The following is a 12,671-nucleotide window of genomic DNA, read 5'->3' on the forward strand; positions in this document are numbered from 1 at the left end:
GGAGCGAGCGCCGGCGACCGTCGGCTAGCCGTCCGCGGCCTCCTCCCGGTAGGCCGCCGCCTCCTCCAGGTCCAGCCTGCGCAGCAGCGTCCGCAGCATCTCGTCGTCGATCTGCCGGGCGTCGCGGAGCTCCACGAACACCGCGCGCTCGGCACTGATCACCTCACGGGCCAGTCGGCGGTAGGTGTCGTCGGCCGACTCCCCCGTCACCTCGTTCACCGCCCCGAGCCGCTCCCACACCGCGTTGCGGCGCCGCTCCAGCACCGCGCGCAGCCGGTCGGCGAGCGGTCGTGGCAGGGCGTTGCGCTCGTCGGCGAGGAGTTCGTCGAGGCGGTGCTCGGCGGCCCGGGACGCCTCGTTCTGGGCCTGCGCCTCCGCCAGGGTCTCGGCCTGGGCGTCCCGGCCGGGCAGCGGCAGCAGCCGGATCAGCGGGGGCAGGGTGAGCCCTTGGATGACGAGGGTGCCGATGACGGTCGTGAAGGTCAGGAAGAGGATGAGGTTGCGAGCCGGGAAGGGGTCTCCGCCGTGCACGGTCATCGGGATGGAGAAGGCGATGGCCAGCGAGACCACCCCGCGCATCCCGGCCCAGCCGACGACGACCGGCGTGGTCCAGTCGGTCTCCGGCTCCCGCTCGCGGATCCGGCGGGAGACCGTCCGGGGCAGGAAGGTCGCGGGGAAGACCCAGAGGAAGCGTACGCACACGACCGCGAGGAAGAGCATGGCCGCGTACCAGGCCGCCTCGCCGGCCCCGTACTCGCCCAGGCCCCGCAGCACGACCGGCAGCTGCAGCCCGATCAGCGCGAACACCGCGCACTCCAGCACGAAGGCGATCATCTTCCACACCGCCGTCTCCTGGAGCCTGGTGGCGAAGTCCACCTGCCAGGAGTGGTGCCCGAGGTAGAGGGCGACCACGACGACCGCGAGCACGCCCGAGGCGTGGACCTGTTCGGCCGCCAGGTAAGCGACGAAGGGGATGAGCAGCGAGAGGGTGTTCTGCAGCAGCGGATCGCGCAGCCGGGTGCGCAGCCAGTGCAGCGGCACCATGAGGATCAGCCCGACCCCGACGCCGCCGACGGCCGCGAGGGCGAATTCCTTCAGGCCCCCGTGCCAGGTGGCCCCCTCGCCCACCGCGGCGGCCAGCGCCACCTTGTAGGCGGTGATGGCCGTGGCGTCGTTGACCAGGGACTCCCCCTGGAGAACGGTGGTCATGCGGGAGGGCAGGCCGACCCGCCGGGCGATGGCCGTCGCCGCCACCGCGTCCGGCGGGGCGATGACCGCGCCCAGGACGAGCGCGGCGGTCAGCGGCAGGCCCGGCACCAGCAGATAGGCGATCCAGCCGACCGCGACGGTCGCGAAGAGCACATATCCGATCGACAGCAGGGCGACGGGACGGATGTTGGCGCGTAGGTCCAGGTACGAACTGTCGAGCGCCGCCGTGTGCAGCAGGGGCGGCAGCACGAGGGGCAGCACGATATGCGGGTCGAGTGTGTACTCGGGCACCCCGGGCACATAAGAGGCGGCGAGCCCGACGGCAACCAGCAGCAGCGGGGCCGGCACCGGCGTGCGGCGGGCCGCGCCCGCGACGGCCGCGCTGCCCGCTACCAGCACCAACAGTGGAAATACGTCCATGAACCAGCCCGTCCCGATCGTCTTGTCGGTTTAGTCTGGCAATCATGAATGAGTGTCCCCATGTTCCCGAGCTGCCGGTGCCCGAACCGGAGCCGAGGTACGAGACCTGCCGGGAGTGCCTGGCCGTGGAGAGCCACCCGGTGCAGTTGCGGCTGTGTCTGTCCTGCGGGCATGTGGGCTGTTGCGACTCATCGCCGTTCCAGCACGCCACCGAGCACTACAAGGAGACCGGACACCCCGTGATGCGCAGCTTCGAGCCCGGCGACAGCTGGCGCTGGTGCTATGTGGACCACATGATCCTCTAAGGACTGCCGCATCGATGGTGCGGACCGCTAGCCTTCACTCATGATCCGAACAGCGATGCCTTCAGCGGGGAGAGGGCCGGAAAGGAGCCTGTCACCAGCGGTTCCTTCAACGAAGCGACATCTCTTTCGAATTGAGACCGCAGACCTCTAGCCACTGTGCGTACTCATGTGCTTACTATGAGTGATATCGAGGACCTTCGGGTCGGCGTTCACCCATGACGGGGGCCGTGCCTCGTCCGGGCGACACCGAGCCGCAGATCGCGATAGCGTCGCAGCCGAACCACGTGCCGCGCCGGTCCGTTTCTCCCTCCACCATAAGGGCTCACGACCGGCGCTCCAATCAGCTCAGCTCAATCAGCTTGTGTCACCTTGGAGGTGAGGGTGTCCCAGATCGCAGGCGAGCCCGGGACCCAGGACTTTGTAGAAGTCCGGCTGCCCGCTGAGGGTGCCTACCTGTCGGTGCTGCGGACGGCCACGGCCGGCCTCGCAGCCCGCTTGGACTTCACCCTCGACGAGATCGAGGATCTGCGCATCGCCGTCGACGAGGCGTGCGCGATCCTGTTGCAGCAAGCCGTGCCCGGCAGTGTGCTGAGCTGCGTCTTCCGCCTGATCGACGACGCACTGCAGGTGACCGTCTCGGCTCCGACCACCGACGGACGCGCTCCCGAGCGCGACACCTTCGCCTGGACAGTGCTCTCCGCGCTCGCCGGCAAGGTCGACTCGACCGTCGCCGAGGACCGCGCGGTCAGTATCAGCCTGTACAAGGAGCGCGGCGCCGGCCCCGGACAGCCGTGACGGAAAGGGGGGCTCCGTGAGCACCGCATCATCGCGGGGAGTGCGTACCCCGGCCATCCCGCACCCGCCGGCCCAGCCGCATCCCGCGGACCCGGAGGCGGCAGGAGACCGACCAGAGCGGGCGGACCACATGGATCAGCATCAGCACGAGCGGCACGAGCGGCCCGATCCGCACGACCGCAGCGGAGCGCGGGCGATGTTCATCGAGCTGCGCCGGCTGCCGGAGGGTTCCACGGCCCGCGCCGAGCTGCGCAACAGCCTCGTGCGGATGCATCTGCCGCTGGTGGAGCATCTGGCGCGGCGTTTCCGCAACCGCGGCGAGCCGCTGGACGACCTCACCCAGGTCGCCACCATCGGGTTGATCAAGTCCGTGGACCGGTTCGACCCGGACCGCGGTGTGGAGTTCTCGACGTACGCGACCCCCACGGTCGTCGGCGAGATCAAGCGGCACTTCCGCGACAAGGGCTGGGCGGTGCGGGTGCCGCGTCGGCTGCAGGAGCTGCGGCTCTCGCTGACCACGGCCACCGCCGAGCTCTCCCAGCGGCACGGCCGCGCCCCCACGGTCCATGAGCTGGCCGAGCATCTGAGCATCTCCGAGGAGGAGGTACTGGAGGGCCTGGAGTCGGCCAACGCGTACAGCACGCTGTCCCTGGACGTGCCGGACACGGACGACGAGTCCCCGGCGGTCGCGGACACGCTCGGCGCGGAGGACGAGGCGCTGGAGGGCGTCGAGTACCGCGAGTCGCTGAAGCCGCTGCTGGAGGATCTGCCGCCGCGCGAGAAGAAGATCCTGCTGCTGCGCTTCTTCGGCAATATGACCCAGTCGCAGATCGCGCAGGAGGTCGGCATCTCGCAGATGCATGTCTCGCGGCTGCTGGCCCGCACTCTCGCGCAGTTGCGGGAGCGGTTGCTGGTGGAGGAGTAGAAGCGGTCAGAGGTCAGGGAAAAGACCGAGAAGAGAGATCGGGCGAAGAGGGATCAGGCGTCGCGCGGGCCGATGCCCAGGGCCTCTGTCGCCGTCGGGTTGATCAGCAGTGCCAGGACGGCGAAGGCCGCGACGGCGGTGACCACCCCGACGGCGATCAGCCCGCCGCCGTTCTGCACCAGCGTCCAGGCCACGGGCAGCGCCATGAGCTGAGTGATCATCGCGGGCCCGCGGCTCCACCGCCGGCGGAGCCACAGCCCGCGGGCCGCGGCCAGCGGCAGCACGGCCAGCGCCAGCACGGTCACGCCGAGCATCTCGGCCTGCTGCGGGCTCTCCGGGTCCCCGGTCAGCCCCATGATCAGTACGTACACCCCCATGCCGACCAATACCACGGCCTCGGCGGCGGCCAGCACCGCGGCCGCCGTGATCCGGGTCGGGCGGGGGCCGGAGGGGACAGCGTCGGCGGGGGTGGCCTTGGCGGCCTTGGTCCCCCCGGCTCCCTTGGCCTGGGCGGCCGGCTCGGCCGTCGCCCGGGGATTCTTCGGAGCCGTCGCAGTCGGCTTCGCCGTCTTCGCGGGCCTGGCCTTCTTGGCGGTGGCGGACTTCTTACTGCTCACCCCAGCAGCGTAGCCGCCGCCCGGGTCGGGCCGGGGCCAGGCCGCGGTTATGGCCGGTTCACGGTCAGTGGGTAGGCTGCATCGCATGCGCGCGCTCATCGTGGTCAATCCGGCAGCAACCACCACCAGTGCCCGCACCCGCGACGTCCTGATCCACGCGCTCGCCAGCGACCTGAAGCTGGACGTGGCGACCACGGAGTACCGGGGGCACGCCCGCGACCTGGCCCGGCGGGCCGCGGAGGGGGGCACACACGAGCTGGTCGTCGCCCTCGGGGGTGACGGCACGGTCAACGAGGTGGTCAACGGGCTGCTGCACCACGGCCCTGATCCGGACGCGCTGCCCCGTCTCGCCGTCGTCCCCGGCGGGTCCACCAATGTCTTCGCCCGCGCCCTCGGCCTGCCCAACCACGTCGTGGAGGCGACCGGCGCCCTGCTGGACGCGTTGCGGGACGGCACCGAGCGCACCGTGGGCCTCGGGCTCGCGGCGGGCACCCCGGGCACCCCGGACGAGTCGGTGCCCGCCCGCTGGTTCACCTTCTGCGCGGGCTTCGGCTTCGACGCGGGCGTGATCGGCCGAGTCGAACAACAGCGCGAACGCGGCAAGCGTTCGACCCACGCGCTCTACATACGCCAGGTGGTGCGGCAATTCCTCGGCGAGCCGCACCGCCGCGAGGGGACCATCACCCTCAAGCGACCGAACGAGGACCCCGTCGAGCGGCTCGTGGTGTCCATAGTCTGCAACACCGTCCCGTGGACCTATCTGGGCAACCGCCCGATCTACGCCCTGCCCGAGGCGTCCTTCGACACCGCCCTTGACGTGCTTGGACTCTCCAAACTGTCCACGTCGGCGGCCACCCGCTACGTGACCCAGCTGCTGACCTCCAGCCCCGATCGAGGGCCCCGCGGCAAGCACGCGGTCTCACTGCACGACCTGACGGACTTCACCTTGCAATCGCAGGCGCCACTGCCGTTTCAGATGGACGGTGACCACCTGGGACTGCGTACGAGCGTGACGTTCACAGGCGTACGCCGTGCACTGCGTGTGATTGTGTGAGTGAGACCGCAAAAAGTCCTTCCAGTCGAACGTTTAGCCTGGCTTCCACCCCCCGGAAGTAGGGCTGTGACAGAGCCGACACCAAGGAATCAAAAAAAACTTTCCGGAAGGGGTTGTATCCGCCGCCGAGGTTTGCGAATCTCTTCTTGGCGATCGGGACGGCCTCCAGAAGGCCCCCTTGAGAGCCCGAATCCCCTTCCTCATTCCACGGGACCGCACCAGCCCCAACTGGTTGACGTCCCTACCCTTGTCGAGGGGTTCGTGAAAGCGTTCACATTCACAAGCACTTTTCCGCAACACGAGGAGATGGAGCAGCCATGGACTGGCGTCACAACGCCGTTTGCCGCGAGGAAGACCCCGAGCTGTTCTTCCCCATCGGCAACACCGGTCCTGCGCTGCTGCAGATCGAGGAAGCCAAGGCCGTCTGCCGCCGCTGCCCCGTCATGGAGCAGTGCCTGCAGTGGGCGCTTGAGTCCGGCCAGGACTCCGGCGTCTGGGGTGGACTCAGCGAGGACGAGCGCCGCGCGATGAAGCGCCGTGCCGCCCGCAACCGGGCACGCAACGCCAGCGCCTGACGCCCACACCCCGTGGCCCCCGAGCCGCAGCGCGCAGTAACCCCGATGCGCACAGCAACGTGAGCTTTGAGCCCCGGACCACTCCCGGTCCGGGGCTCAGTGCTGTGCTCAGAATGTGAGTGTGTGCTGAAGGTCTCACCCGAAAATCCGGCCCGGCGAGACCCGTCGCGCCCCAGCCCGGCGAGACCCGGCGCCGGGTCAGTGCTTCTCCGCCCGTACCGGAATGTCCAGGACGACCCGGGTGCCGCGCTCGGGCGCGGGCACCATGTCGAACGTCCCGCCCAGTTCCCCCTCCACCAGCGTGCGCACGATCTGCAGGCCGAGGTTGCCCGCCCGCTGCGGGTCGAACCCCTCCGGCAGCCCGCGCCCGTCGTCCTCGACGGTGACCAGCAGCCGCCCGTCCGCGCCGGTGCCGCCGCGCACCGCCGCCACCTCGACCGTGCCCAGCTCCCCCGGCCCGAAGCCGTGTTCCAGCGCGTTCTGCAGCACCTCGGTCAGCACCATGGACAGCGGGGTGGCGACCTCGGCGTCGAGGATGCCGAAGCGGCCGGCGCGATGGCCGGTGACCTTGCCCGGGGATATCTCGGCCACCATGGCCAGGACCCGGTCGGCGATCTCGTCGAACTCGACCCGCTCGTCCAGATTCTGGGACAGCGTCTCATGCACGATCGCGATCGAGCCGACCCTGCGCACTGCCTCGTTGAGCGCCTCCCGCCCCTGGTCGGAGTCCATCCGGCGGGCCTGGAGCCGCAGCAGGGCGGCCACGGTCTGGAGGTTGTTCTTCACCCGGTGGTGGATCTCCCGGATGGTGGCGTCCTTGGTGATCAACTCGCGCTCGCGGCGGCGCAGCTCGGTGACGTCCCGGAGCAGGACGAGCGAACCGATGTGCGTGCCCTTGGGCTTGAGCGGGATGGCCCGCAGCTGGATGACCCCCTCGTGGCCCTCCACCTCGAACTCGCGCGGCGCCCAGCCGCTCGCCAGCTTGACCAGCGCCTCGTCCACCGGCCCCCGTACGGGGGCGAGTTCGGCGGTGGTCTGGCCGAGGTGGTGGCCGACCAGGTCGGCGGCCAGGCCGAGGCGGTGGTAGGCGGACAGGGCGTTGGGGCTTGCGTACTGGACGACGCCCTCCGCGTCGAGCCGGATCAGCCCGTCGCCCGCGCGGGGCGAGGCGTCCATGTCGACCTGCTGCTCAGGGAAGGGAAACGATCCTGCGGCGATCATCTGGGCGAGGTCGGAGGCGCTCTGGAGATAGGTGAGCTCGAGTCGGCTGGGGGTCCGGACGGTCAGCAGATTGGTGTTACGGGCGATCACTCCGAGCACCCGGCCCTCCCGGCGGACCGGGATGGACTCGACCCGGACCGGGACCTCCTCCCGCCACTCGGGGTCGCCCTCCCGGACGATACGGCCCTCGTCGAGGGCGGCGTCGAGCATCGGGCGGCGGCCGCGGGGGGCGAGATGTCCGACCATGTCGTCCTGGTAGGAGGTGGGCCCGGTGTTGGGGCGCATCTGGGCCACCGACACGTAGCGGGTGCCGTCGCGGGTGGGGACCCACAGGACGAGATCGGCGAAGGAGAGGTCGGAGAGCAGCTGCCACTCCGATACCAGCAGGTGGAGCCACTCGAGGTCGGAGTCGCTGAGCGCGGTGTGCTGGCGTACGAGGTCGTTCATGGAGGGCACGTTGTGAGCCTACCCGGACATGCCTTTCAGCCTTTCCGCGCAGAGCCGTGGACAGGCGAGACTGGTCTAGTCCACAATAGGCGCACTGCGATCTTCCGCCCTCCCCGCACAGGAGGGTGGATCGAGGCACACGGGGTGCTCTGCCCTGACCGCTCCGGGGGCCTCAGATCGGCCGGCTGCGGCCGATGCAACTCCGGGCTGCGGTGCCGGGCGGGTTGAGGGTCCCGCTCTGGCGCCGCGGCCCGCGGGTAGCTGCCCCTTGTTGCCGCCCTCGCACTGCTCGGCCCCAGAGGGCCTCCCAGGCTTCGGGCGGCGCGCCGGCCTCCGACCGGCGTCCTCTCTCCCCCGAACAGCTCTCTCCCAGCAGCTCTCAGCGTCCCGAACAAAAGGCTCCCGCGCTTCGCGGGGAAGCGCGGGAGCCGGTGGGGGGTGGCAGCCTCAGCGGGTCTCGGTCACCTTCGCCAGCGCGCGCGGCGCGACCAAGCCCTGATGGCCGCCCTCGCATTGCTCGGCCCCAGGGGGCCTCCCAAGCTTCGGACGGCCGGCCGGCCTCCGACCGGCGCCGTCGCTCAGCGCGTCTCGGTCACCTTCGCCAGCGCGCGCGGCGCATCGGGGTCCTGGCCTCGGGCGATGGTCACCTCGTACGCGAGCAGCTGCAGCGGCAGGATCTCCAGGATCGGCTGGACCTCCTCGGCCACTCCGTCCGTGGGCAGCGCGAAGCCCGCCGAGGCCTGGTCGACCTCGGCCTGGGCGCCGATGACGACCAGGTCCGCGCCGCGGCCGCGGAGCCGCTCCAGGACCGGCTGCAGGGCCTGGCCGCCCTTGCCCTCGGTGACGATCGCGATCACCGGCGAGATGTTGTCGACCATGGCCAGCGGGCCGTGCAGCAGGTCGGCGCCGGAGTAGGACAGCGCCGGGATGTAGCTGGTCTCCATCAGCTTCAGCGCGGCCTCCTTGGCGGTGGGGTAGCCGTAGCCGCGGGAGGTGATGACCATGCGCTCGGCGAAGCGGTAGCGGCCGGCCAGCTGCTTGACCTCGTCCTGGCGGTTCAGGATCTGCTGGGCCAGTTCGGGGAGGACCTTGGCGGCCGCGCCGTCGCCGCCGCGCAGGCCCTCGACGAAGAGGTAGAGGGCGAGCAGTTCGGCGGTGTAGGTCTTGGTCGCGGGGAGCGCGTTCTCCGGGCCGGCCAGCACGTCGATGTGGAACTCGGAGACGGCGGCCAGCGGGGAGTCGGGGTTGTTGGTGACCGCGAGGGTGATCGCTCCGGCCTCGCGGGCGGCCTCGGTGGAGGCGACCAGGTCCGGGGAGCCGCCGGACTGGCTGACCGTGATCACCAGTACGTCGGTCAGGTCCTGCTCGGCTCCGTACGCGGTGGTGGTGGACATGGAGGTGAGGCCGCACGGCTTGCCCAGCAGGACCTCGATCAGATACTTCGCGTACAGCGCCGCGTTGTCGGATGTGCCCCGCGCGGTGAGGAGTACGAAGCGCGGGTTGCGCGCGGCGATGCGCTCGGCGGTCTCACGGATGCGGGGCGCGCCCTCGTCGAGGATCCGGCGCAGCACCGCGGGCTGCTCGGCCATCTCCCCGGACATGATCCGGCCCGGCTGGTCGCTGTGCTGGGCCGGAGTCGTGGCGGACATGCTGGGTGCCTCCAGTTGGCTGTGCTGTGCCGGGCCCGCGGTGCGGGCCGAGCGGGGCGGTGGTGTCATCCCCCGGCCACGCCGCCGGTGATGACCTCCGCGGCGGCCAGCCCACAGACCCGGGCGGCGCCGTGAGTCGCGATGTGCAGCGCTCCGGTCGGCGGCGCCTGGGGTACGCCCATCTCGACGACGACCGTCTCGGGCCGGGCGGCGAGCAGGGTGTCCAGGGCATCGGCCATCCAGGGGTGGCGGTGGACATCGCGTACCACTGCGACGATCCTACGATCCGCCGCCTCCCTCAGCACATTTGCGATCAATGCGGGCGCACCACCGCTTTCGGCGTCCCGCCGGCCGTAGGTGGCGGTTCCGGTGCCGGGGAGCAGCCGGGCCAGTTCGGCGGCGACGCCCCAGGGGGTTTCGTCGCCGACGGCGATGTTGGCCACGGGGGTGAAGGCGGCGACGAACGCGGGGCCGGCGGGCGGCTCGTACGGCTGCTCGCCCGGGGTGGTCCGCAGCGCCCGGCGGGCGGCGCGCAGGCCCGCCTCGGGGGCGGGCGCGATCCCCTCCGCAGCCCCCGGCCCTCCGGAGTGCCGGGCCCAGTCGCCCAGGGCGCGCACCCGGGCCGCGGCGTCGGCGAGCCGTGCCTCGGGCAGTTCCCCGGCCCGTACCGCGGCGACCAGCGCGTCGCGCAGCCGCACCACGGTGTCCTCGTCACAGAGCCCGCCGCCGACGCAGATCGCGTCGGCGCCCGCGGCGATGGCGAGCACGCTGCCGCGCTCGATGCCGTACGCGGCGGAGATGGCCCGCATCTCCATGCCGTCGGTGACGATGAGCCCTTCGAAGCCGAGGCCGCCCTCGGTGACGGGGGCGCGCAGCAGGCCGTGCAGCGCGGCCTGGCTGAGGGTGGCGGGCAGGGCGGGGTCGAGCGCGGGCACCAGGATGTGGGCGCTCATCACGGCCTTGGTGCCGGCGGCCACGGCGGCCCGGAAGGGGATCAGTTCGCGGGCGGTGAGGGTGTCGAGGTCGGCGTCGATGCGCGGCATGGCGTGGTGGGAGTCGACGGCGGTGTCGCCGTGCCCGGGGAAGTGCTTGGTGCAGGCGGCGACCCCGGCGCCCTGCAGGCCGCGGACGTACGCGGCGGTGTGGCGGGCCACGAGGTGCGGGTCGGCGCCGAAGGCGCGTACGCCGATGACCGGGTTGTCGGGGTTGGAGTTGACGTCGGCGGACGGCGCCCAGTCGAGGTTGACGCCGCACGCGGCGAGCCGGCGGCCCATCTCGCGGGCCACGGCCTGGGTGAGGGCGGTGTCGTCGACGGCGCCGAGCGCCAGGTTGCCGGGGAAGGAGGAGCCGGTCCGTACCTCCAGCCGGGTGACGTCGCCGCCCTCCTCGTCGATGGCGACGATCAGGTCCGCACGCTCGGCGCGCAGTTGGGCGGTGAGGGCGGCGAGTTGCTCGGACGAGGCGACGTTGCGGCCGAAGATGCCGACGGAGGCGAGTCCTTCACCGAGCCGCCGCAGCACCCAGTCGGGGGCGGTGGTGCCGGTGAAGCCGGGCTGCAGTACGGCCAGGGCGTCCCGGGTGAGGGTGGCCGAGCCGCGGGCGAAGGTCGTCATGGAGAAGGATCATCCCTTCACAGCGCCGGAAGTGAGACCACCGACCGCCTTGCGTTGCAGGAACAGGAACAGAAGCAGGATGGGAACGGCGAAGAGCGAGGCGGCGGCCATGGTGGCGCCCCAGTCGTCGCCGAAGGCCGTCTGGAAGCTGGACAGCCACAGCGGCAGCGTCTGGGCCCCGGGGTCCTTGTTCAGGATGAGCACGAGCGGGAATTCGTTCCAGGCCGTGATGAAGCCGAACAGGGAGGTGGCCATCAGCCCGGGCGCCAGCAGCGGGAAGATCACCCGGACGAACGCCTGCGGCCGGGTGCAGCCGTCGACCATCGCCGACTCCTCCAGTTCCTTGGGCACGGCGGCGACGTAGGAGCGCAGGGTGAGAACGGTGAAGGGCAGCACCATGACCGTGTAGAAGAGGGTCAGCGGCACCAGGCTGTTCAGCATCTCGCCATCGCGGACGATCATGTAGATCGCGATCACCATGACCTCCCAGGGCGCCATCTGGGCGATCATGAAGGTCACCACGAAGCCGCGGCGCCCCTTGAAGCGCATCCGGGCGAGAGCGAAGGACGCGAGGAGCGCGACGATCAGCGAGAGCGCCACCGCCGAGACGGTCACGGTGAGGGAGTTCCCGACCAGGGTCCAGAAGTTCTGGGCGTCCATCGCCGTCTTGAAGTGTTCGAGGGTGGCGTTGGTCGGGAACCAGACCGGGTCCTCGGAGATGATGTCCGAGGTCGGCTTGAGGGCCGTGCTGAACATCCAGTAGACGGGGAACGCGAAGACGACGAAGAGGACGACCGCCGTCGCATGGGGCCACAGCCGCCCGGCCAGGCGCTTCACAGCTCGTCCTCCTCTTGTCTCAGCACAATCCGCAGATAGTAGGAGGTCAGGGCCAGCAGGATCAGGATGGTCAGCAGCGAGATCGCCGCGCCCATGCCGTAGTGCTGGTTGCCCACGCCCTCGATGAAGGCGTAGACGGGCAGGGTCTCGGTGAGCCGGTCCGGGCCGCCCTCGTTGATCGCGAAGACCTGGGGGAACGACTTGAAGACCCAGATCACCTCGAGGAAGACCGTGGCGAGCAGGAACGGTTTGAGGAAGGGCAGGGTCACGGAGGTGAAGCGGCGCCAGGCGTCGGCGCCGTCCAGCGCGGCCGCCTCGTACAGCTCCTTGGGGATCGTCGTGGTCGCCGCGTAGAGATTGATCGCGACGAACGGGATCGACTGCCAGACGATGAGGACGGTGATGACGAAAAAGGTCGAGAACTGGCTGTCGGTCCAGTTGTAGTCGGCCATCGAGTGCCAGCCGAGCTTGTCCAGGACCCAGTTGACGACCCCGAAGCGGGACGCGAACAGCCACTGGAAGACGGTCGTCGCCGCGATGACCGGCATCGCCCAGGCCAGGACGAGACCGGTCGACAGCAGTAGCCGCATCTTCGTCCCGAGCCGCGCCAGCAGCAGCCCGACCAGGGTCCCCAGCACCATGATCAGTACGACGTTGACGGCCGTGAAGACCACCGACCTGACCGTGACCCGCCAGAAGTCCTCGCTGGTCAGCGCCTCGCGGTAGTTGTTGACGCCGTTCCACTCGGTGAGGTGCTGGATCAGCTGCCGCATGTTGAGGTTCTGGAACGACAGCATGCCGTTCTTCACCAGCGGCCAGCCCAGCAGCACCATGGTGGCGGCCAGCGCGGGCAGAAGCAGCAGATAGGGCGCGGTGGCGGCGATCCGGCCCCGCCCCGGGGGCGCTCCGTGGCCCGGGCCCGTACGGCCCGGCGTCGCCCCGCGCCCGGGGGCCCCGGCCGCCGCCGGGCGGCCGGGGTCCTTGCGTGTGGTCACGACAGCCAT

General features: G+C 70.6%; 12 protein-coding genes. 5 read left to right on the plus strand and 7 right to left on the minus strand.

Annotated features, from left to right (window positions below; translation table 11 throughout):
- Positions 1–24 precede the first annotated feature (24 nt).
- Positions 25–1,629 (minus strand): Na+/H+ antiporter, encoded by a 1,605-nt coding sequence (locus PV419_RS08025; protein ID WP_319687075.1) that lies wholly within the window; start codon positions 1,627–1,629, stop codon positions 25–27.
- Positions 1,630–1,673: 44 nt separating this feature from the next.
- On the opposite strand from PV419_RS08025, the gene PV419_RS08030 reads away from it, so the two are divergent.
- The 3 genes from PV419_RS08030 to PV419_RS08040 all read left to right on the plus strand — a co-directional run bounded on the left by PV419_RS08030 (position 1,674) and on the right by PV419_RS08040 (position 3,654).
- Entirely contained in the window at positions 1,674–1,934 is a 261-nt protein-coding gene (locus tag PV419_RS08030) for a UBP-type zinc finger domain-containing protein (RefSeq protein ID WP_319687076.1), read from the plus strand.
- A gap of 381 nt (positions 1,935–2,315) precedes the next feature.
- Positions 2,316–2,729 carry an anti-sigma regulatory factor gene (locus PV419_RS08035; protein ID WP_014176550.1) on the plus strand — a complete coding sequence of 138 codons (414 nt, stop codon included), beginning with the start codon at positions 2,316–2,318 and terminating at the stop codon, positions 2,727–2,729.
- Between the two features lie 40 nt (positions 2,730–2,769).
- Positions 2,770–3,654, plus strand: coding sequence for an RNA polymerase sigma factor SigF (locus PV419_RS08040; RefSeq protein WP_415925274.1), 885 nt, complete (start codon positions 2,770–2,772; stop codon positions 3,652–3,654).
- Between the two features lie 53 nt (positions 3,655–3,707).
- On the opposite strand, the gene PV419_RS08045 is transcribed toward PV419_RS08040, so the two are convergent.
- Positions 3,708–4,271, minus strand: a complete 564-nt coding sequence (locus tag PV419_RS08045) for a hypothetical protein (protein WP_319687077.1) — start codon at positions 4,269–4,271, stop codon at positions 3,708–3,710.
- Between the two features lie 85 nt (positions 4,272–4,356).
- On the opposite strand from PV419_RS08045, the gene PV419_RS08050 reads away from it, so the two are divergent.
- Together PV419_RS08050 and PV419_RS08055 are read left to right on the plus strand one after the other, a co-directional pair.
- A complete protein-coding gene (locus tag PV419_RS08050) occupies positions 4,357–5,325 on the plus strand; it encodes a diacylglycerol/lipid kinase family protein (RefSeq protein ID WP_319687078.1) in 969 nt (322 codons plus the stop codon).
- A 317-nt stretch (positions 5,326–5,642) separates the two neighbouring features.
- Positions 5,643–5,900 (plus strand): WhiB family transcriptional regulator, encoded by a 258-nt coding sequence (locus PV419_RS08055; RefSeq protein ID WP_003953983.1) that lies wholly within the window; start codon positions 5,643–5,645, stop codon positions 5,898–5,900.
- 198 nt (positions 5,901–6,098) lie between these two features.
- Here PV419_RS08055 and PV419_RS08060 read toward each other — a convergent pair whose 3' ends face one another.
- The 5 genes from PV419_RS08060 to PV419_RS08080 all read right to left on the minus strand — a co-directional run bounded on the left by PV419_RS08060 (position 6,099) and on the right by PV419_RS08080 (position 12,671).
- The gene (locus PV419_RS08060) at positions 6,099–7,568 is read right to left on the minus strand and encodes a PAS domain-containing sensor histidine kinase (RefSeq protein ID WP_319687079.1); all 1,470 of its coding nucleotides are present in this window, start codon (positions 7,566–7,568) and stop codon (positions 6,099–6,101) included.
- 578 nt (positions 7,569–8,146) lie between these two features.
- Positions 8,147–9,217: an SIS domain-containing protein gene (locus PV419_RS08065; protein WP_319687080.1), complete on the minus strand. Its 1,071-nt coding sequence runs from the start codon at positions 9,215–9,217 to the stop codon at positions 8,147–8,149.
- A gap of 65 nt (positions 9,218–9,282) precedes the next feature.
- Positions 9,283–10,830 carry a glycoside hydrolase family 3 protein gene (locus PV419_RS08070; RefSeq protein WP_319687081.1) on the minus strand — a complete coding sequence of 516 codons (1,548 nt, stop codon included), beginning with the start codon at positions 10,828–10,830 and terminating at the stop codon, positions 9,283–9,285.
- A gap of 9 nt (positions 10,831–10,839) precedes the next feature.
- On the minus strand, positions 10,840–11,667 hold the full coding sequence (locus tag PV419_RS08075; protein ID WP_319687082.1) for a carbohydrate ABC transporter permease: 828 nt from the start codon (positions 11,665–11,667) through the stop codon (positions 10,840–10,842).
- On the minus strand, positions 11,664–12,671 hold the full coding sequence (locus PV419_RS08080) for a sugar ABC transporter permease (RefSeq protein WP_319687083.1): 1,008 nt from the start codon (positions 12,669–12,671) through the stop codon (positions 11,664–11,666). Before PV419_RS08080 ends, PV419_RS08075 begins: the two co-directional genes overlap by 4 nt.

Source organism: Streptomyces sp. ME19-01-6, assembly GCF_033793745.1.
Taxonomy (GTDB): domain Bacteria; phylum Actinomycetota; class Actinomycetes; order Streptomycetales; family Streptomycetaceae; genus Streptomyces.

What these genes read in the sequence shown, in the direction of transcription:
- PV419_RS08060 (WP_319687079.1), bottom strand. Translation starts at nt 7,568, where the DNA reads ATGAACGACCTCGTACGCCAGCACACCGCGCTCAGCGACTCCGACCTC.
- PV419_RS08050 (WP_319687078.1), top strand. Translation starts at nt 4,357, where the DNA reads ATGCGCGCGCTCATCGTGGTCAATCCGGCAGCAACCACCACCAGTGCC.
- PV419_RS08055 (WP_003953983.1), top strand. Translation starts at nt 5,643, where the DNA reads ATGGACTGGCGTCACAACGCCGTTTGCCGCGAGGAAGACCCCGAGCTG.
- PV419_RS08030 (WP_319687076.1), top strand. Translation starts at nt 1,674, where the DNA reads ATGAATGAGTGTCCCCATGTTCCCGAGCTGCCGGTGCCCGAACCGGAG.
- PV419_RS08025 (WP_319687075.1), bottom strand. Translation starts at nt 1,629, where the DNA reads ATGGACGTATTTCCACTGTTGGTGCTGGTAGCGGGCAGCGCGGCCGTC.
- PV419_RS08070 (WP_319687081.1), bottom strand. Translation starts at nt 10,830, where the DNA reads ATGACGACCTTCGCCCGCGGCTCGGCCACCCTCACCCGGGACGCCCTG.
- PV419_RS08065 (WP_319687080.1), bottom strand. Translation starts at nt 9,217, where the DNA reads ATGTCCGCCACGACTCCGGCCCAGCACAGCGACCAGCCGGGCCGGATC.
- PV419_RS08080 (WP_319687083.1), bottom strand. Translation starts at nt 12,671, where the DNA reads ATGGCTGTCGTGACCACACGCAAGGACCCCGGCCGCCCGGCGGCGGCC.